We start from the raw sequence: 17,394 nt of genomic DNA, 5'->3' as shown, positions 1-17,394 counted from the left end.
GGAGTATGCCGGATAGTGGTGTTCTTGTCGCGGGTTCGGGAAGACGACGCTGCTGAGCGCGTTGCTCGGGCTCGTCGGCCCGGGCGAGCGGATCGTGCTGGCCGAGGACTCGGCCGAGCTGCGGCCGGACCATCCGCACGTCGTACGGCTGGAGACCCGCCCCGCCAACCAGGAGGGCGCGGGCCTGGTCACCCTGGAGGACCTGGTGCGGCAGGCGCTGCGGATGCGACCGGACCGGCTGGTCGTCGGCGAGGTGCGGGGGCCCGAAGTGGTGCATCTGCTGGCCGCGTTGAACACCGGCCACGAGGGCGGCTGCGGAACCGTGCACGCCAACGCGGCGTCCGACGTGCCCGCCCGGCTGGAGGCGCTCGGGACGGCCGCGGGGCTGGACCGCGCGGCGCTGCACAGCCAGCTCTCGGCGGCCCTCTCGGTCGTCCTGCATCTGGCCCGGGACCGGTCGGGGCGGCGGCGCGTCGCCGAGGTGCACGTGCTGGAGCGGGATCCGTCGGGGCTGGTGCGGACGGTGCCCGCGCTGCGCTGGGGTCCCCGGGCGTTCGTGGCCGAGCCCGGCTGGGACCGGCTGCGGCAACTGCTGAGCGGTGCCGGTCCGGAGGCCGGTGCCCCCGCCCCGGACCCGCGCACCGCCGGAAGGGAGCCGGTTCATGACGGCGGCGAGTGAGGCGGCGATGGCCGGGGCCCTGGTCTGCCTCGCCCTCTCGGCACGGCTCACCGCGGCCCGGCACCGCGGGGCGCGCCGGGCGCGGCTGCTGCTCCCGGCCGGGTGCGGCGCGGGCATCGGCCCGGCGGGAGCGCCCCCGTTGCCGGACCGGGTGGCGGAGGGAGTGCGGTGGCTCCGGGGGCGGCTGCGTCCCGAGTGGGCGGTGGCCCTGGCGGGGCTGGTGCTGGCCGTGCTGGGCGGTTCGCCGCTGCCGGCCGTCGCGGGGGCGGCCGGGGTGCCGGTGCTGCGCCGGACCCTGAGGGAGGCACGGGCGGGGCGGGAGCGGGAGCGCCGCCGGGATGCCGTGATCGTGCTGTGCGGGGCGCTCGCCGGGGAGGTCCGGGCGGGACGCCAGCCGGGCGAGGCGCTGCGGTGGGCGGCCCGGGACGCCGGAGGGCTCGGGAACGCCGGGGCGGGGGTGCTGGCGGCGGCCCGGTTCGGCGGCGACGTCCCGGCGGCCCTCACGGCGGCGGCCCGGCAGCCCGGCGCCGAGGGACTGCGCGGGCTCGCGGCCTGCTGGCGGGTCGCCGTCGACCAGGGCGCGGGACTCGCGGCCGGACTCGACCGACTGGAGGCGGCGTTGCGCGCCGAGCGGGACCAGCGGGCCGATCTGCACGCCCAGTTGGCGGGAGCCAGGGCAACGGCCGCGATGCTCGCCGGACTTCCGGCGCTGGGGCTCCTCCTCGGCTTCGCCCTCGGGGCCGATCCGCTGCACGTGCTGCTGCACACCGGCGCGGGCCTGGGCTGTCTGCTGGCCGGCGGTGTGCTGGAGGGCCTGGGCCTGTGGTGGGTGGCGCGGATCGTGCGCGGGACGGAGGCGGTGGCGTGAACGGGGAGGCCGTCCGCGGGCTGTGGGCCGTGTCGGCGGCGGTGCCGGCCGCCGGTTGGCTGGCCCACCGGGTCGGCGCCGCGCACCGGGCGCGGGCGGTGCGCGGAAGGCTGGCCGGGCTGCTGGCCCCGGAGCCGCCGCGAGCGGGACGGAGAAGGGCCGCGCTGCTGGCCGCGGGCCGTGCCTGGCTGCCCCTGGCCGGGCCGGTGGCCGCCGGGCACCTGCTGATCGGGGGCGTCATCGGCGCCCTGGCCGGGGCGGTCGTCGCCGGGGCGCTGTGGCACTGGCGCGCACGGCACCCGCCCGCCCGCACGGCGGCGGAGACGGCCCTCGGCGCGGAGGCCGGACGCCAACTGCCGCTCGCCGCAGACCTGCTCGCGGCCTGCGTCGCGGCGGGGGCGGGGCCGGTGCTCGCGGCCAGGGCCGTGGGCGAGGCGCTCGGCGGCCCCGTCGGCGAGGCGTTGGCCCGGGGTGCGGCCGAGGTCAGGCTCGGGAGTGAACCGGGCGCGGCCTGGAGCGGGTTGGCCGCGCTGCCCGGAGCGGAGCCACTGGCGCGGCTGCTGGAGCGCGCCGATGTCTCCGGCCTCCCGGCCGCCGGACCGGCCGGCCGTCTCGCCGCCCAGGTCCGCGCCGACCGTTCCCGGGCCACGACGACCAGGGCCCGCCGGGCCGCCGTCATGGTCACCGCGCCGGTGGGCCTGTGCTTCCTGCCCGCCTTCATCGCGGTGGGCGTCCTGCCGGTGGTGATCGGGCTCGCGGGCGGAGCGCTGGGAGGGGGCGGCGGATGACGCGGTGACGGTCGGCGAGACAGGGCGACGGCACTGCCGGGAGACCCGGACAGCGGTGCCGGGCAGCAGTGGTGGATGGACAACGGAAACCGAACATGAGGAGTTGGGATGTACGGAGTGGTGCGGGCGCGGCTGGGTGCCCTGGTGTGCGGAGTGCGCGGGGCGGCCCGCGCGGCGGCGCGGCGGACCTCGGACCGACGGGACGCCGGCATGGTCACGTCCGAGTACGCGATGGGCATCGTGGCGGCGGTCGCGTTCGCCGTGGTGCTCTACAAGGTGGTGACCAGCGGGACGGTCAGCGCGGAGTTGCAGGGCATCGTGAAGCGGGCGCTCAGTGCGCGGATGTGAGCGGCGCGCGCGGGCCCGGGGCGCCCCGGACGGGGGGTTCGTGACGGCGGAGACGGCCGTGGTGCTGCCGGTGCTGGTGATGTTCGCGCTGGCCCTGGTGTGGGGGCTGCTCGTGATGGCCGTTCAGATCCAGTGCGTGGACGCGGCCCGCACCGGTGCCCGGGCCGCCGCCCGCCAGGATCCGGCGGACGCGGTCCTGGAGGTCGCCCGGGAGGCGGCGCCGCGCGGGGCGCGGATCACCGTTCACCGCGGGGCGGGCCGTGTGCGGGTGGTCGTCGTGGCCGAATCGCCGATGTTGCGGGCGCTGCCGTTCACGGTGCGGGAGGAGGCCGTGGCGGCGGTGGAGGAGACGGCGGGGGAGGGGCCATGAGGGGCGCGGGACGGTCCGCGGTACCTCGGCGGCGGCTGCGGCGGCTGCGCTCCGACAGGGGCTCCGCGACGGTCTGGAGTCTGGGCGCCGTGGCCGTCCTGTGCCTGGTGTTCGGCGTGGTGCTGGCCCTGGGGCAGGCGGTCGTGGCCCGGCACCGCGCGGCGGGAGGCGCCGATCTGGCGGCACTCGTGGCGGCCGACCACTGGGCGGACGGCGCGGAGAGCGCCTGCGCGCGTGCCCGGGACATCGCGGGGGCCCAGGGGACACGGCTCGTGCGCTGCGTCCTCACCGGCCGTGTCTCCGACGTGACGGCCGCCGCGGGCCGGGGACCCTTCGCGGCGGAGGTACGGGCCCGTGCGGGGCCACCTGGGGAGGACCCGATGGCGGTGGCGGGGTCGCTGCCGGGCCGGGTACCCGTGGCGGGGCCGGAACCGTCGGGGGACCGGAATCCCTGGGCGGGACCGGAGTTCCGGGCGTTCCGGGCGGCACCGGACCCGAGCGGGGGTGTCGCCCTTCCAGTGGCCCGGGTGAGACCGGTGTGACCGCGGCGGGGCGGCATGGGATCGCGTCGGGATGGGACGGGTCCGCCGACCCGGCGGCCGGGGGAGGCTTTCCCGGTGGCCCGGTGGCCCGGTGGCCCGGTGGCCCGGTGGCCCGGTGGCCCGGTGGCGCGGTGGCGCGGTGGCGCGGTGGCGCGGTGGCGCGGTGGCGCGGTGGCGCGGTGGCGCGGTGGCGCGGTGGCGCGGTGGCGCGGTGGCCCGGTGGCCGGGACAGGGTGACCTCGTGATTCGGCGGAACCGATGGTGGGGAGCGGGGCGGGCTTGGTTCCGGTAGGGCCGGTTCAGCCGTTTACGCCGCCCCCCTGTCGGTCCCCGTCTCCGTGTCCGCCCCGACCTCCGTCTCGGGATCCGCCCCGGGGTTCGTCTCCGGGTTTCGTCCGGCGCCGGGCTCGGCATCCGGGCCCCTCCCCGGCGCCGCGTCCGCGGACGCTGACGTTGCCGTCCGCGTACCGGGCCCCGGGCCCGCGTCCGCCCCCGCGACCGTGGGGGCCCGCCCGGCCGCGTCCCCGGCCGCGTCTCCGGCCGTCGTCCCGGGTGCCTCGGGGACCTCGTTCGTCCGCGCGTCCGGTGGCGCCCCGGCCGTCCCGTTGACGGGCTCGGCGGCTCCTCGCAGCAGGACCGTGAGGAGGCGGACGGCTCCCCGTTTGTGCAGGGGTTCGTTGCCGTTGCCGCACTTGGGGGACTGGACGCAGGACGGGCAGCCGGCGTCGCACTCGCAGGAGGCGATGGCCTCGCGGGTGGCGGTGAGCCAGTCGCGGGCGGTGCGGAAGGCGCGCTCGGCGAAGCCCGCCCCGCCCGGGTGGCCGTCGTACACGAAGACCGTCGGCAGCAGGGTGTCCGGGTGCAGGGGCACGGAGACGCCGCCGATGTCCCAGCGGTCGCAGGTCGCGAACAGGGGGAGCAGGCCGATCGACGCGTGCTCGGCGGCGTGCAGGGCGCCGCCGAGGATCTCCGGGTTGATCCGGGCCGCGTCGAGTTGGTCCTCCGTGACCGTCCACCAGACGGCGCGGGTGCGCAGTGTCCGAGGAGGGAGGTCGAGCTTGGTCTCGCCCAGGACTTCGCCGGTGATCAGGCGTCGGCGCAGGAAGGAGACCACTTGGTTGGTCACCTCGACGGAGCCGTAGCAGAGGCGGCCGTCGCCCCAGGGCACCTCGGTGTCGGTCTCCAGGACGGAGATGGCGGTGGTGTCGCGGGCCACGGTGGAGTACGAGGGCGCGGCAGCCTCGACCAGGGCGACGGAGTCCTCCAGGTCCAGGGAGCGGACGAGGTAGGTGCGCCCCTGGTGCAGGTGGACGGCGCCCTCGTGGACGGTGGTGTGCGCGGCCCCGGCGTCCACGGTGCCCAGCAGCCGGCCCGTCGCGGCCTCCACGACCTGGACCGGGCGTCCGCCCTCCCCGCGGATGTCCGTCAGGTCGGCGGCGCGCTCCCGGCGAGTCCAGTGCCAGGCGCGGGTGCGGCGGCGCAGCAGCCTCGCCTCCTCCAGCTGGGGCAGCAGCTTACCGGCGGCGGGCCCGAACAGTGTCAGGTCCTCGTCGGTCAGGGGCAGTTCGGCCGCCGCTGCGCACAGGTGCGGGGCGAGCACGTAGGGGTTGTCGGGATCGAGGACGGTGGACTCCACGGGCTGGTCGAACAGCGCCTCGGGGTGGTGGACGAGGAACGTGTCCAGGGGGTCGTCCCGGGCGACCAGCACCGCCAGCGCGCCCTGCCCGGACCGCCCCGCGCGCCCCGCCTGCTGCCACAGGGAGGCCCGCGTCCCCGGATAGCCCGCGATCACCACGGCGTCCAGGCCGGAGATGTCGACGCCGAGTTCCAGGGCGTTGGTGGCCGCGAGGCCGAGGAGTTCGCCGGAGTGCAGGGCGCGTTCGAGGGCGCGGCGCTCCTCGGGGAGGTAGCCGCCGCGGTAGGCGGCGACGCGCCGGGTCAGCGAGCGGTCGACCTCGGCGAGCCGCTCCTGGGCGATGACGGAGATCAGCTCGGCGCCGCGCCGGGAGCGGACGAAGGTGATCGACCGCATGCCCTGCACGGTCAGGTCGGTGAGCAGGTCGGCGGCCTCGGCGGTGGCGGTGCGGCGGACCGGCGCGCCCCTCTCGCCCGCCAGGTCGGTCAGCGGCGGCTCCCAGAGGGCGAACACCAGGTCGCCCCGGGGGGAGGCGTCGTCGGCGACCTCCACCACGGTCAGCCCGGTCAGCCGTCCGGCGGCCGCGGAGGGCTCGGCGGCGGTGGCGGAGGCGAGCAGGAACACCGGTGCCGCGCCGTAGCGGGCGCAGAGCCGGCGCAGACGGCGTATCACCTGGGCCACATGGGAGCCGAAGACGCCGCGGTAGGTGTGGCACTCGTCGATGACGACGTACTTCAGCGACTTCAGGAAGGAGGACCAGCGGGGGTGGGAGGGCAGGATGCCCCGGTGGAGCATGTCCGGGTTGGTCAGGACATAGGAGGCGTACTGGCGGATCCACTCGCGTTCCTCGAACGGAGTATCGCCGTCGTACACGGCTGGTCGAACGGATGTGCCCAATGGTCGGGCGAGTTCCCGCACGGCGCGGCACTGGTCGGCGGCGAGCGCCTTCGTCGGGGCCAGGTAGAGCGCGGTCGCGCCCCGTCCGTTCGGCGCCTCGGAGCCCTGGAGGAGGGCCGACAGGACCGGTACCAGATAGGCCAGGGACTTGCCCGAGGCGGTGCCGGTGGCGACGACCACGGACTCGCCGTCCAGGGCGTGTTCCGCGGCCCGTGCCTGGTGGGCCCAGGGGTGTTCGATGCCCGCGGTGTGCAGGGCGGCGATCACTTCGGGGCGAATCCGTTCCGGCCAGACGGCATGACGACCCGCGCGCGGGGGCAGGTGCTCCGTATGAGTGATGCGCGCAGCCCGGCTCGGTCCCGCGGCCAGCCGGGCCAGGACGGTGCCCGGATCCGGCCGGGACACGGGTCCCGCCGGGGGGTGATCGGATCGGTGATTCTCGGCCATCGGCATCGAGTGTGTCACTGGCGTGACGGACAATGGGACCAAGGCGTCGTGCACGCCTGCCGGTAAGTGATTGAATGCCATCGCGGCTGGCGAACCGTCCTGGGGGCTTCAAGCCGAGGTGTCCCGAGGGACGACCGCTCGATAGCAAGGTGCTGGAGGATCCGTGGACCTGTCCCTGTCGACCCGTACCGTCGGCGATCGTACGGTCGTCGAGGTCGGTGGCGAAATTGACGTATACACCGCGCCCAAGCTGCGTGAGCAGCTGGTCGAGCTGGTGAACGACGGGAGTTTCCACCTCGTCGTCGACATGGAGGGCGTGGACTTCCTCGACTCCACCGGGCTCGGCGTGCTGGTCGGCGGACTGAAGCGGGTGCGTGCCCACGAGGGCTCGCTGCGCCTGGTCTGCAACCAGGAGCGCATTCTCAAGATCTTCCGTATCACCGGCCTCACCAAGGTGTTCCCGATCCACACCTCGGTCGAGGAAGCGGTGGCGGCCACCGACTGACGACCGGCCCCGGGCCGTGTGCCCGGGGCCAGCGAGCAAGGAGGGGCCGGGCTGTCGGCGGCCCGGCCCTTCGACATCGCACGCCCTAGTTCCGAGGGGGATGCATGGCCACCGTCGAACTCCGCTTCAGCGCGCTGCCCGAGCACGTCCGTACCGCCCGCCTGGTGGCGGCAGCGGTGGCACGCAGGGCCGGGGTGGACGAGGCCGTCCTCGACGAGGTCAGGCTCGCCGTCGGCGAGGCGTGCAGCCGGGCGGTGGGTCTTCACCGGAACGGCGGTATCACCGCGCCGGTCAAGGTGGCACTGATCGAGGACGAGAAGCAGTTCTCCATCGAGGTCGGTGACGAGGCCCCCCACGCGAGCACCGCGGCCGGGGCGCCGGGCGCCGCCGAAGGGGACGCGGAGACCGAGGAGGACGAGATGGGCCTCGCGGTCATCAGCGGTCTCGTCGACGACGTCAAGGTCACCGCCGACGAGGACGGCGGGCTGATCCGCATGACCTGGCCGACCGCGCCCCCGCCGCTGCCGACGGTCTGACGGCCCGCACGAAGCTCCGACGCCGCGCGACGAGGTCCTGCCGGGTACCGAGGCCGCCTGCGGCGGGCTGGGCTTTCCTGAGCGCTCCGGACGAGGAGCCCGCCGCGCGCGGAGGACTCTCCTGGCCGGGCACGGGGCCGCCCGGAGCGGGAGACTCCCGGATGCGCCCGGTTTCCAAGCGCTGTGGGCCGCGTCCGTGAACACCGGCCCCGGGCCTCCGGACGTGCCCGTCGCCTTCCAGGAGTGGGTGCTGGGTCCACTCGCCCTCGCAGCCACCGGGCCTCCGGCCGGCGGCAGTACCCGCCGCGCCTCCCGCGCCTCCCGCGCCTTCCGCGGCCCCTCGGGCCGACGCGCCCGAGTGCCGGGCGGCGTACCCCCGCGCATCACTCCGTCGGCGTGCTGCGGCGCACCGAAATCAGCCATGGGTCACCCATCGCCGTCATTCGCCCGAACGCCCCGCCTCGTGCGGCCCTGAGCCGGCGGCAGGGAGTCCCGGGCCCAGGCGACCCCGGGCAGGGCGACCCCCTCGGGCAGAGGCCCCGGGCAGGCGGACCTCCGGATCGGGCAGGCTCGGCCCTCGCCGGTCCCGGAGCCAAGACGGCTCGTGGGACAAGGCGGCCCCCTCGGATCAAGGCGCCCCCGGGGCAAGGGGTTCCCGCGCCAAGGCGACCCCCGGATCAAGGGCTCCCGGCCGAGGCGGCTCCCGGATCAAGGCGATTTCCGGGCCCAGGTGCCCCCGGACCAAGGCGACCCCCGGACCAAGGCGACCCCCGGGCCCAGGCGGCTCCCAGGCCGGGACGGCCCTCGCCCCCGCCCACCCGGCACCCGCCGTTCGCGTGAACGGCCCGCCCGGTCGCCCGGAACCGCCGGCGGCGGGACCTTAGCCTGCCCGTGGAATCCCGGGCCAGTGGGCCGGTCCCCGGTCCGCCGCCCGCCGTGGCGGTCCGCCGGGGCCGCTCGTCGCGGCCGTCCCGTCGTGGCCGCCTGCCACGCTCGCCCGTCGCGGCCGCCCGCCGCGCCCCGGTTCCGGTGCCCGGGGCCCGTCCGCGGTCCCGGGCTCGGCCCAGCGCCCGGAGGACGAATGGCGGAGCTTTCCCCACCGCGCCCGCTGGGCGATCCCGCGGCCCTCGCGGCGGCGGTGCTGACCGGCGGCAACCGCGTCCTCGTCGTCGCCGTGGCTGTGGTCGCGCTGGCCGCGCTGGTCGTCGCGGGGATCCTGCTGCGCGAGGTGCTCGCCGCGGACGAGGGGACCGCGCGCATGAGGGAGATCGCGGCGGCCGTCCAGGAGGGCGCCGGGGCCTTTCTGACCCGGCAGTCGCGCACCGTCGGCGTCTTCGCCGTCGTCGTGTTCCTCCTGCTCCTGGCGCTGCCCGCGGACGGCTGGGGGCAGCGGGCCGGACGGTCGGTCTTCTTCCTGGTCGGAGCGGCGTTCTCGGCGGCCACCGGATACACCGGCATGTGGCTCGCCGTCCGCAGCAACGTCCGGGTCGCGGCGGCGGCGCGGGAGGCGGCCCGGACGACGGGCCCCCCGGAAGCCCCGACCGGGCCGGGCACCGGCGGGCCGGGCACCCCCGGAGCGGGCACACCGGCACCGGTCGCGCCCGGGACGGAGACGGACGGCACCGCCCCCGTCGCGCACCGGGCGATGAGGATCGCCTTCCGCACCGGCGGCGTCGTCGGCATGTTCACCGTGGGGCTCGGCCTGCTCGGCGCCTCCTGCGTGGTGCTGGTGTACGCGGCCGACGCGCCCAAGGTGCTGGAGGGCTTCGGCCTGGGTGCCGCGCTGATCGCGATGTTCATGCGGGTCGGCGGCGGCATCTTCACCAAGGCCGCCGACGTCGGGGCCGATCTGGTCGGGAAGATCGAGCAGGGCATCCCGGAGGACGACCCGCGCAACGCCGCGACCATCGCGGACAACGTGGGCGACAACGTCGGGGACTGCGCGGGCATGGCGGCCGACCTCTTCGAGTCGTACGCCGTGACCCTGGTCGCCGCCCTGATCCTCGGCGAGGCGGCCTTCGGGGACGCCGGCCTGGCGTTCCCGCTGCTGGTCCCGGCGATCGGTGTGCTCACCGCCATGGCGGGGATCCTCACCGTGGCGCCCCGGCGGTCCGACCGCGGCGGCATGAGCGCGATCGACCGGGGGTTCCTCGTCTCCGCCGGGGCCTCGCTGGTGCTGGTGGGCGTCGCCGTGTCCGTCTACCTCCCGGACTCGTACGCCGCCCTCACCGGGGTCACCGAGGCGGCCGTGCTGACGAGGAGCGGCGATCCGCGGGTGCTCGCCTTCGTGGCCGTGGCCATCGGCATCGTGCTGGCCGCCCTGATCCAGCGGCTCACCGGCTACTTCACCGAGACCGCCCGGCGGCCCGTGCGGGACGTCGGCAGGGCCTCCCTCACCGGCCCCGCCACGGTCGTCCTGGCCGGGGTCTCGCTCGGGCTGGAGTCCGCGGTCTACACCGCCCTGCTGATCGGGCTCGGCGTCTACGGGGCGTTCCTGCTGGGCGGGACGTCGATCACGCTGGCGCTGTTCGCGGTGGCGCTGGCCGGCACCGGGCTGCTCACCACGGTGGGGGTGATCGTCGCGATGGACACCTTCGGCCCGGTCTGCGACAACGCCCAGGGCATCGCCGAGATGTCCGGCGACGTGCGGGGCGAGGGCGCCCGGGTGCTCACCGGGCTGGACGCGGTCGGCAACACCACCAAGGCGATCACCAAGGGCATCGCGATCGCCACCGCCGTGCTCGCCGCCTCCGCGCTGTTCGGCTCGTACCGCGACGCCCTCGCCACCGGCGCGCGCGAGGTGGGCGAACGGCTCGGCGGCGAGGGGGCGCCGCTGACGCTGACGATGGACATCTCGCAGCCCGACAACCTCGTCGGACTGATCACGGGCGCGGCGGTGGTGTTCCTCTTCGCGGGGCTGGCGATCAACGCGGTGTCCCGGTCGGCGGGGGCCGTGGTCATGGAAGTACGGCGGCAGTTCCGGGAGCGGCCCGGGATCATGGACCGCTCGGAGCGGCCGGAGTACGGCCGGGTCGTCGACATCTGCACCCGTGACGCCCTGCGCGAACTCGCCACCCCCGGGCTGCTCGCCGTGCTGGCGCCGGTCTTCGTCGGGTTCACGCTCGGGGTGGGTCCCCTCGGTGCGTTCCTGGCGGGCGCGATCGGCGCGGGCACGCTGATGGCGGTCTTCCTCGCCAACTCGGGCGGCGCCTGGGACAACGCCAAGAAGCTGGTGGAGGACGGCCGCCACGGCGGCAGGGGGAGCGCGGCGCACGCGGCGACCGTCATCGGCGACACCGTCGGCGATCCCTTCAAGGACACCGCGGGCCCGTCCCTCAACCCCCTGCTGAAGGTGATGAACCTCGTGGCGCTGCTCATCGCGCCGACGGTCGTCAAGTTCTCCTACGGCGCCGACCGGAGCACCGGGGTGCGGGTGGCGGTCGCGGTCGTCGCCCTGCTCGTGATCGCGGGCGCGGTGTACGTGTCGAAGCGGCGCGGTGCCGTGCTGGACGGCGGGGACGGCCCGGGGGCCGGGCCGGTCGGCGGAGCGGCGCATTCGTAGCGCGGCGGACCGGGGCCGGGGCGGACGTGGGATCAAGAGGCGTGTGGGGGAAAGTTGTTGACGGGGTGTCCGGCCCCCGCACGGCGGGGCCGGGGAGCGGGTCACCGTGAGCCTTCTCTCGCTTGGTGCAAATGGCTTCAATAACGGTCGTAGCGGATGCACGTCCCTCGGGTGTCCCTCGTCCGGCGTGTATGTTCCGGGGCCGAGGGCCATGGAAGGGACCAATCCGGTGAACAAGAAGCTCGCGGCCGCGCTGTCCGGCGGTGCGGTACTGGTACTGGCGCTGACGGGGTGCGGCGGCGACGACGGCAACGAGAAGCTGGACACCTGGGCCAAGCAGGTCTGCGACGCGGTGCAGCCGCAGGCGAAGAAGATCGAGGGCGCCAACGCCGCGATCCAGAAGGAGACCTCGGACAACAGCACGCCGGCGGAGGTCCAGAAGACCGACGCGAAGGCATTCCAGGACATGTCCGACGCCTACGGGGCGATGGCCGACGCGGTCCGGAAGGCCGGCCCGCCGAACGTCGACGACGGCGAGAAGAAGCAGCAGGACGCCGTCAAGGAACTCAACGGGCTCTCGGCGTCGTACGCGTCCCTGCGCAAGCAGGTGGAGGCCCTCGACACCAAGGACCAGGGCAAGTTCGCCGACGGGCTCAAGGACGTCGCCACCGAGCTGAACAAGCTCAGCAGGTCCAGCAGCGACGCGCTGAAGAACCTGGAGGAGGGCGACGTCGGCAGGGCCATGGCCAAGCAGCCGAGCTGCCAGTCCGCCTCGCCGTCGGCCGCCGGGACGGCCGCGGGCTGATCCGCTCCCGGCCGACGCACCGCCGGGCGCCGCGCACCACCGCCCGCCGCCCGGGCGGGTGCCGGACCCGCCGGGCGCGGGCCCCCGCGCGGGTGACAATGGGGGCGTGAGTAACGCCAGCCTCTCCCCCCTGCCCTCCGCCGACCGCACCGACGTCGCCGCACGGCTGCGGGACGCCCTGCTCGGCGCGTCCTTCACCGCCGACGGACTGCTGGAGCTGCTCGGCGCCCCCGCCTACGCGGCCCTGTCGCGCGGCGAGACGGTGCCCGCGCTCCGGGCCACCCGCGGCGACACGCCGCTGGAACTGCTCGTCCGCCTCTTCCTGCTCCGCGGCGCGGTGCCCCGCGCGCGCCTCGCCGGGGTGCTGCCCGTCGACGACTGCCTGGAGGGCGGCTGGCTGGTCTCCCGGGACGGCGGCCTGGCGGCCACCGCCGACGTCCGGCCGTACGGCGGCCCCGGCGGCGAGGACTGGTACATCGTGTCCGACCTCGGCTGCGCGGTCGGCGGCGCCGGGGGCGTCGGCATCCGCGAGAAGGGGGTCGTGCTCGGTGTCGGCGGCGCCTCCACCACGCTGGCCGGGCTCACCGTCCGCACCCCCGTCGCCTCCGCCCTCGACCTGGGCACCGGCTCCGGGATCCAGGCGCTGCACGCCTCGGCGCACGCCCGGCGGGTGACGGCCACCGACGTCAACCCGCGCGCGCTGCACATCACCGCGCTCACCCTGGCGCTGTCCGGCGCCCGCCCGGCCGAGCTGCGCGAGGGCTCGCTGTTCGAGCCGGTGGGGGAGGAGACGTACGGCCTGATCGTCTCCAACCCGCCGTTCGTCATCTCCCCGGGCGCCCGTCTCACCTACCGGGACGGCGGGATGGCCGGGGACGAGCTGTGCCGCTCGCTCGTGCGGGAGGCCGGACGGCACCTCGACGAGGGCGGCTTCGCGCACTTCCTCGCCAACTGGGAGCACGTGGAGGGCGAGGAGTGGACGGACCGGCTGCGCTCCTGGGTGCCGGCGGGCTGCGACGCCTGGATCGTGCAGCGCGAGGTGCAGGACGTCACGCAGTACGCCGAGTTGTGGCTGCGCGACGCCGGTGACCACCGGGGCGACGAGGCCGCGTACCGGGAGCGCTACGACGCGTGGCTGGACGAGTTCGAGGCCCGCGGCGTCAGGGCCGTCGGCTTCGGCTGGATCACCCTGCGCCGGACACCGGCCGCCGTGCCCTCGGTCCTGGTGGAGGAGTGGCCGCACCCGGTCGAGCAGCCGCTCGGCGAGACGGTCCGCGCGCACTTCGAGCGCCTGGACCACCTGCGCGCGCACGACGACGCGGCCCTGCTGGAGTCGTCCTTCACGCTGGCCGCCGAGGTCGTCCAGGAACAGGTCGGGCTCCCCGGTGCCGAGGACCCCGAGCACGTCGTCCTGCGCCAGAACCGCGGCATGCGCCGGGCCACCCGGGTGGACACGGTGGGCGCGGGCTTCGCGGGCGTCTGCGACGGCACCATGAGCGCCGGGCGCATCCTGGACGCCATCGCGCAGCTCCTGGGCGAGGACCCGGTCGCGCTGCGTGACCGCACCCCGGCGCAGATCCGGCTCCTGGTGGAGCAGGGCTTCCTCGAACCCGCGTAGGCGGCCCCGCCCGCCCGTCCGTCCCCCGGTGCCCGCCGCGCCGCCGTGCCGCCGCCGGACGGCACCGCCGGCGGCCGGGCGTTCACCCCGGGTTCGTCTGCCCGCCGTCCGCGCGTGCCAGCCTCGCGGGGGCCGCGTACGGACGGGCGGCGGGAAAGAGGCGCGGAGTCATGGAGAGCGGGCCGGCGATCTTCACGGGAACGGTGTTCGCCCTGTTCGGGGCGGGGCTGCTGGCATGGACCACGACCCAGGTGCGGCAGGGGCGGCCGGTCGCGCTGGGGGTGAGCCCGGGGGCGTCGGCGGCCGTCGCGGGCCTCGTCTCCGTGGCCGCGCTGGCCGCCGGGGCGTGGTGCCTGACGCGCGGCTGAGGCACCGGTTCCGGGCGGCGCCGACGGAGGGGCCGGGGCAATCGGGAGCCCGCGCTCCGGATGCACACGCCGGAACGGTGGGCACTCCGGGCGGCAGGATCGGGCTTCGTCGGGTTACCGTTCGAGTGGCCGTTGCGGGCTTTTCCCGTTTGACACGGGGGCGGGAGGTACCGTCACACTCCGCAGCGTCACGACCGAACAGCATCACGACCCGCCCCGGGAGCACTGCCCGGGACGGGGCCGCAGCGCCGACCGGAGAGAAGAGCGAAGTTGTCCCCGACCAGCGAGACCGCGAACGGCGGCCGCCGACTCGTCATCGTCGAGTCGCCTGCCAAGGCGAAGACGATCAAGGGCTACCTCGGGCCCGGTTACGTCGTCGAGGCGAGCGTCGGGCACATCCGCGACCTTCCCAATGGCGCCGCGGAGGTGCCCGAGAAGTACACCGGCGAGGTCCGTCGGCTCGGTGTGGACGTCGAACACGACTTCCAGCCCGTCTACGTCGTCAACGCCGACAAGAAGGCCCAGGTCAAGAAGCTCAAGGACCTGCTCAAGGACTCCGACGAACTCTTCCTCGCCACCGATGAGGACCGCGAGGGCGAGGCCATCGCGTGGCACCTCCAGGAAGTCCTCAAGCCGAAGATCCCCGTCAAGCGCATGGTGTTCCACGAGATCACCAAGGACGCCATCCGGGCCGCCGTCGCCAACCCGCGCCAGCTCAACCAGAAGCTCGTCGACGCCCAGGAGACCCGCCGCATCCTCGACCGCCTCTACGGCTACGAGGTCTCGCCGGTCCTCTGGAAGAAGGTCATGCCGCGCCTGTCGGCCGGCCGGGTGCAGTCCGTGGCGACGCGCCTGGTGGTCGAGCGGGAGCGGGAGCGCATCGCGTTCCGCTCCGCCGCGTACTGGGACCTGACCGGCACCTTCGCCACGGGCCGCGCCGGGGACGCGTCCGACCCGTCGTCGCTGGTCGCGCGGTTGCAGAGCGTCGACGGCCGCCGGGTCGCGCAGGGCCGCGACTTCGACTCGCTGGGCCGGCTCAAGGGCGCGAACACCCTGCACCTCGACGAGGCGGACGCCCGCGCGCTCGCCGCCGCGCTGGAGCGCACCGACTTCGCCGTCCGCTCCGTCGAGTCCAAGCCGTACCGCCGCTCGCCGTACGCACCGTTCCGCACGACGACGCTCCAGCAGGAGGCGTCCAGGAAGCTGGGCTTCGGCGCCAAGGCGACCATGCAGATCGCCCAGAAGCTGTACGAGAACGGCTACATCACGTACATGCGCACGGACTCGACGACGCTGAGCGAGACGGCCGTCACCGCCGCCCGCGCCCAGGTCACGCAGCTCTACGGCGCCGACTACCTGCCCGCCCAGCCGCGCACCTACACGGGCAAGGTCAAGAACGCCCAGGAGGCGCACGAGGCGATCCGCCCCTCCGGCGACCGCTTCCGCACGCCCGCCGAGACCGGGCTCACCGGCGACCAGTTCCGGCTGTACGAGCTGATCTGGAAGCGGACCGTCGCCTCCCAGATGAAGGACGCCACCGGCAACAGCGTCACCGTCCGCATCGGCGGCACGGCGGCCGACGGCCGGGACGTCGAGTTCAGCGCCTCCGGCAAGACCCTCACGTTCCACGGCTTCCTCAAGGCGTACGTCGAGGGCGCCGACGACCCGAACGCCGAGCTGGACGACCGCGAGCGCAGGCTGCCGCAGGTCGGCGAGGGCGACGCGCTGCGGGCCGAGGAGATCACGGTCGACGGCCACGCCACCAAGCCCCCGGCCCGCTACACCGAGGCGTCGCTGGTCAAGGAGCTGGAGGAGCGGGAGATCGGCCGCCCCTCGACGTACGCGTCGATCATCGGCACCATCCTGGACCGCGGCTACGTCTTCAAGAAGGGCACGGCGCTCGTCCCGTCCTTCCTCTCCTTCGCCGTGGTCAACCTCCTGGAGAAGCACTTCGGGCGGCTCGTCGACTACGACTTCACCGCCAAGATGGAGGACGACCTCGACGCCATCGCCCGCGGCGAGGCCCAGGCCGTGCCGTGGCTCAGGCGCTTCTACTTCGGCGGGGCCCCCGGCGGCACCCCGGCCGGGGGCGGCGGCGCGGCCGACGCGGGCAACGGCGACGGGGACCACCTCGGCGGCCTCAAGGAACTGGTGACCGACCTCGGCGCGATCGACGCCCGCGAGGTGTCGTCCTTCCCCGTCGGCAACGGCATCGTCCTGCGCGTCGGGCGCTACGGCCCGTACATCGAGCGGGGCGAGAAGGACACCGAGGAGCACCGGCGCGCCGACATCCCCGGCGACCTGGCCCCGGACGAGCTCTCCGTCGAGCTGGCCGAGCAGTTGCTCGCCGAGCCCAGCGGCGACCGCGAGCTGGGCACCGACCCGGCCAGCGGCCACGCCGTCGTCGCCAAGAAGGGCCGCTACGGCCCCTACGTCACCGAGGTGCTCCCCGACGGCACCCCGAAGACCGGCAAGAACGCCGTGAAGCCGCGGACGGCCTCGCTGTTCAAGTCGATGACCCTGGACACGGTGACCCTGGACGACGCCCTGCGGCTGATGTCGCTGCCGCGCGTCGTCGGCGCCGACGCCGAGGGCGTCGAGATCACCGCCCAGAACGGCCGCTACGGCCCGTACCTGAAGAAGGGCACGGACTCGCGGTCCCTCCAGTCCGAGGACCAGCTCTTCACGATCACGCTCGACGAGGCGCTGGCCGTCTACGCCCAGCCCAAGCAGCGCGGCCGGGCCGCCGCCAAGCCGCCGCTGAAGGAACTGGGCGCCGACCCGGTCAGCGGGAAGCCGGTGGTGGTCAAGGACGGCCGCTTCGGTCCCTACGTCACCGACGGCGAGACCAACGCGACCCTGCGCTCCGGCGACAGCGTCGAGGAGATCACGCCCGAACGCGGCTTCGAGCTGCTGGCCGAGAAGCGCGCGAAGGGGCCCGCCAAGAAGACGGCGAAGAAGGCGCCCGCGAAGAAGGCCCCGGCCAAGAAGACGGCGGCGAAGAAGACGACCGCGGCCAAGACCACGGCGGCCAAGAAGACCGCGGCGGCGAAGAAGACCGCCACCGGTACGGCCGCGGCGAAGAGGGCGGCCACCGGGGCCGCCGCGAAGGCGTCGGAGGACTGACCCCGGCCCGGCCGCCGGGTCCGGACGGGGAGCGGTCCGGAGCGGCCGGGTCCGGACCGGACCGGGAGCGAACCGGGCCCGGACCCTGACCGGACCCGGAATGATCCCGGACCCGGATCCGGACGCGTGTCCCGGAATCGTCCCGGACGCCCCGGACACCCCCGGACCCGGATCGGTCCCGTTCCGGCCCGGATCGAACCGGCCGGGGCCGTCCGGACCGGCCGGGGCGGCGGTCCCCGGGTCCCGGACCGCCCGGGCAGCGCCTCCCCACGGGCCCCGGCCCGGCATCCCGCGCACCG

At 75.3% G+C, this 17,394-nt stretch carries 13 protein-coding genes and 1 pseudogene; 13 read left to right on the top strand and 1 reads right to left on the bottom strand.

Annotated features, from left to right (window positions below; translation table 11 throughout):
• Nucleotides 1-31: 31 nt before the first annotated feature.
• The 6 genes and pseudogenes from ACZ7LB_RS03705 to ACZ7LB_RS03680 form a co-directional block, all read left to right on the top strand.
• Nucleotides 32-679: pseudogene (locus ACZ7LB_RS03705) on the top strand (CpaF family protein); the annotation flags it as partial.
• The gene (locus ACZ7LB_RS03700) at nt 663-1,547 is read left to right on the top strand and encodes a type II secretion system F family protein (protein WP_471465213.1); all 885 of its coding nucleotides are present in this window, start codon (nt 663-665) and stop codon (nt 1,545-1,547) included. The pseudogene ACZ7LB_RS03705 and the gene ACZ7LB_RS03700, both read left to right, overlap by 17 nt.
• Nucleotides 1,544-2,335 carry a type II secretion system F family protein gene (locus ACZ7LB_RS03695; protein ID WP_471465212.1) on the top strand — a complete coding sequence of 264 codons (792 nt, stop codon included), beginning with the start codon at nt 1,544-1,546 and terminating at the stop codon, nt 2,333-2,335. Before ACZ7LB_RS03700 ends, ACZ7LB_RS03695 begins: the two co-directional genes overlap by 4 nt.
• A gap of 108 nt (nt 2,336-2,443) precedes the next feature.
• Nucleotides 2,444-2,683 (top strand): DUF4244 domain-containing protein, encoded by a 240-nt coding sequence (locus tag ACZ7LB_RS03690; protein WP_471465211.1) that lies wholly within the window; start codon nt 2,444-2,446, stop codon nt 2,681-2,683.
• 40 nt (nt 2,684-2,723) lie between these two features.
• Nucleotides 2,724-3,053, top strand: coding sequence for a TadE family type IV pilus minor pilin (locus tag ACZ7LB_RS03685; RefSeq protein ID WP_471465210.1), 330 nt, complete (start codon nt 2,724-2,726; stop codon nt 3,051-3,053).
• Nucleotides 3,050-3,595 (top strand): Rv3654c family TadE-like protein, encoded by a 546-nt coding sequence (locus ACZ7LB_RS03680; protein WP_471465209.1) that lies wholly within the window; start codon nt 3,050-3,052, stop codon nt 3,593-3,595. Before ACZ7LB_RS03685 ends, ACZ7LB_RS03680 begins: the two co-directional genes overlap by 4 nt.
• A 307-nt stretch (nt 3,596-3,902) precedes the next feature.
• Here the strand turns inward: ACZ7LB_RS03680 and ACZ7LB_RS03675 are convergent, their stop codons facing one another.
• Nucleotides 3,903-6,656 carry a DEAD/DEAH box helicase gene (locus ACZ7LB_RS03675; RefSeq protein ID WP_471465208.1) on the bottom strand — a complete coding sequence of 918 codons (2,754 nt, stop codon included), beginning with the start codon at nt 6,654-6,656 and terminating at the stop codon, nt 3,903-3,905.
• An 82-nt stretch (nt 6,657-6,738) separates the two neighbouring features.
• Here ACZ7LB_RS03675 and bldG point away from each other — a divergent pair, with 82 nt between their 5' ends.
• The 7 genes from bldG (at nt 6,739) to topA (ending at nt 17,095) form a co-directional block, all read left to right on the top strand.
• Nucleotides 6,739-7,080 carry an anti-sigma factor antagonist BldG gene (gene bldG, locus ACZ7LB_RS03670; RefSeq protein ID WP_003975386.1) on the top strand — a complete coding sequence of 114 codons (342 nt, stop codon included), beginning with the start codon at nt 6,739-6,741 and terminating at the stop codon, nt 7,078-7,080.
• A gap of 104 nt (nt 7,081-7,184) precedes the next feature.
• A complete protein-coding gene (locus ACZ7LB_RS03665; RefSeq protein ID WP_265294293.1) occupies nt 7,185-7,616 on the top strand; it encodes an ATP-binding protein in 432 nt (143 codons plus the stop codon).
• Between the two features lie 1,081 nt (nt 7,617-8,697).
• Nucleotides 8,698-11,178: a sodium-translocating pyrophosphatase gene (locus ACZ7LB_RS03660; protein WP_471465207.1), complete on the top strand. Its 2,481-nt coding sequence runs from the start codon at nt 8,698-8,700 to the stop codon at nt 11,176-11,178.
• A 211-nt stretch (nt 11,179-11,389) separates the two neighbouring features.
• Nucleotides 11,390-11,983, top strand: coding sequence for a small secreted protein (locus ACZ7LB_RS03655; protein ID WP_471465206.1), 594 nt, complete (start codon nt 11,390-11,392; stop codon nt 11,981-11,983).
• A 106-nt stretch (nt 11,984-12,089) separates the two neighbouring features.
• Complete coding sequence (locus ACZ7LB_RS03650) at nt 12,090-13,601, top strand: DUF7059 domain-containing protein (RefSeq protein WP_471465205.1); 1,512 nt, start codon at nt 12,090-12,092, stop codon at nt 13,599-13,601.
• A 170-nt stretch (nt 13,602-13,771) separates the two neighbouring features.
• On the top strand, nt 13,772-13,969 hold the full coding sequence (locus ACZ7LB_RS03645) for a hypothetical protein (RefSeq protein ID WP_471465204.1): 198 nt from the start codon (nt 13,772-13,774) through the stop codon (nt 13,967-13,969).
• Nucleotides 13,970-14,239: 270 nt separating this feature from the next.
• On the top strand, nt 14,240-17,095 hold the full coding sequence (gene topA / locus ACZ7LB_RS03640) for a type I DNA topoisomerase (protein WP_471465203.1): 2,856 nt from the start codon (nt 14,240-14,242) through the stop codon (nt 17,093-17,095).
• The last annotated feature ends 299 nt before the right edge of the window (nt 17,096-17,394 follow it).

It is taken from the genome of Streptomyces sp. NPDC107521, assembly GCF_055598485.1.
This window is presented reverse-complemented; position numbering and strand designations above follow the sequence as displayed.

Bases quoted from the DNA above. Each gene is read 5' to 3' on its own strand.
- ACZ7LB_RS03700 (WP_471465213.1), top strand. From the start codon at position 663: ATGACGGCGGCGAGTGAGGCGGCGATGGCCGGGGCCCTGGTCTGCCTC.
- ACZ7LB_RS03690 (WP_471465211.1), top strand. From the start codon at position 2,444: ATGTACGGAGTGGTGCGGGCGCGGCTGGGTGCCCTGGTGTGCGGAGTG.
- ACZ7LB_RS03680 (WP_471465209.1), top strand. From the start codon at position 3,050: ATGAGGGGCGCGGGACGGTCCGCGGTACCTCGGCGGCGGCTGCGGCGG.
- ACZ7LB_RS03675 (WP_471465208.1), bottom strand. From the start codon at position 6,656: ATGGCATTCAATCACTTACCGGCAGGCGTGCACGACGCCTTGGTCCCA.
- ACZ7LB_RS03665 (WP_265294293.1), top strand. From the start codon at position 7,185: ATGGCCACCGTCGAACTCCGCTTCAGCGCGCTGCCCGAGCACGTCCGT.
- ACZ7LB_RS03660 (WP_471465207.1), top strand. From the start codon at position 8,698: ATGGCGGAGCTTTCCCCACCGCGCCCGCTGGGCGATCCCGCGGCCCTC.
- ACZ7LB_RS03655 (WP_471465206.1), top strand. From the start codon at position 11,390: ATGGAAGGGACCAATCCGGTGAACAAGAAGCTCGCGGCCGCGCTGTCC.
- ACZ7LB_RS03645 (WP_471465204.1), top strand. From the start codon at position 13,772: ATGGAGAGCGGGCCGGCGATCTTCACGGGAACGGTGTTCGCCCTGTTC.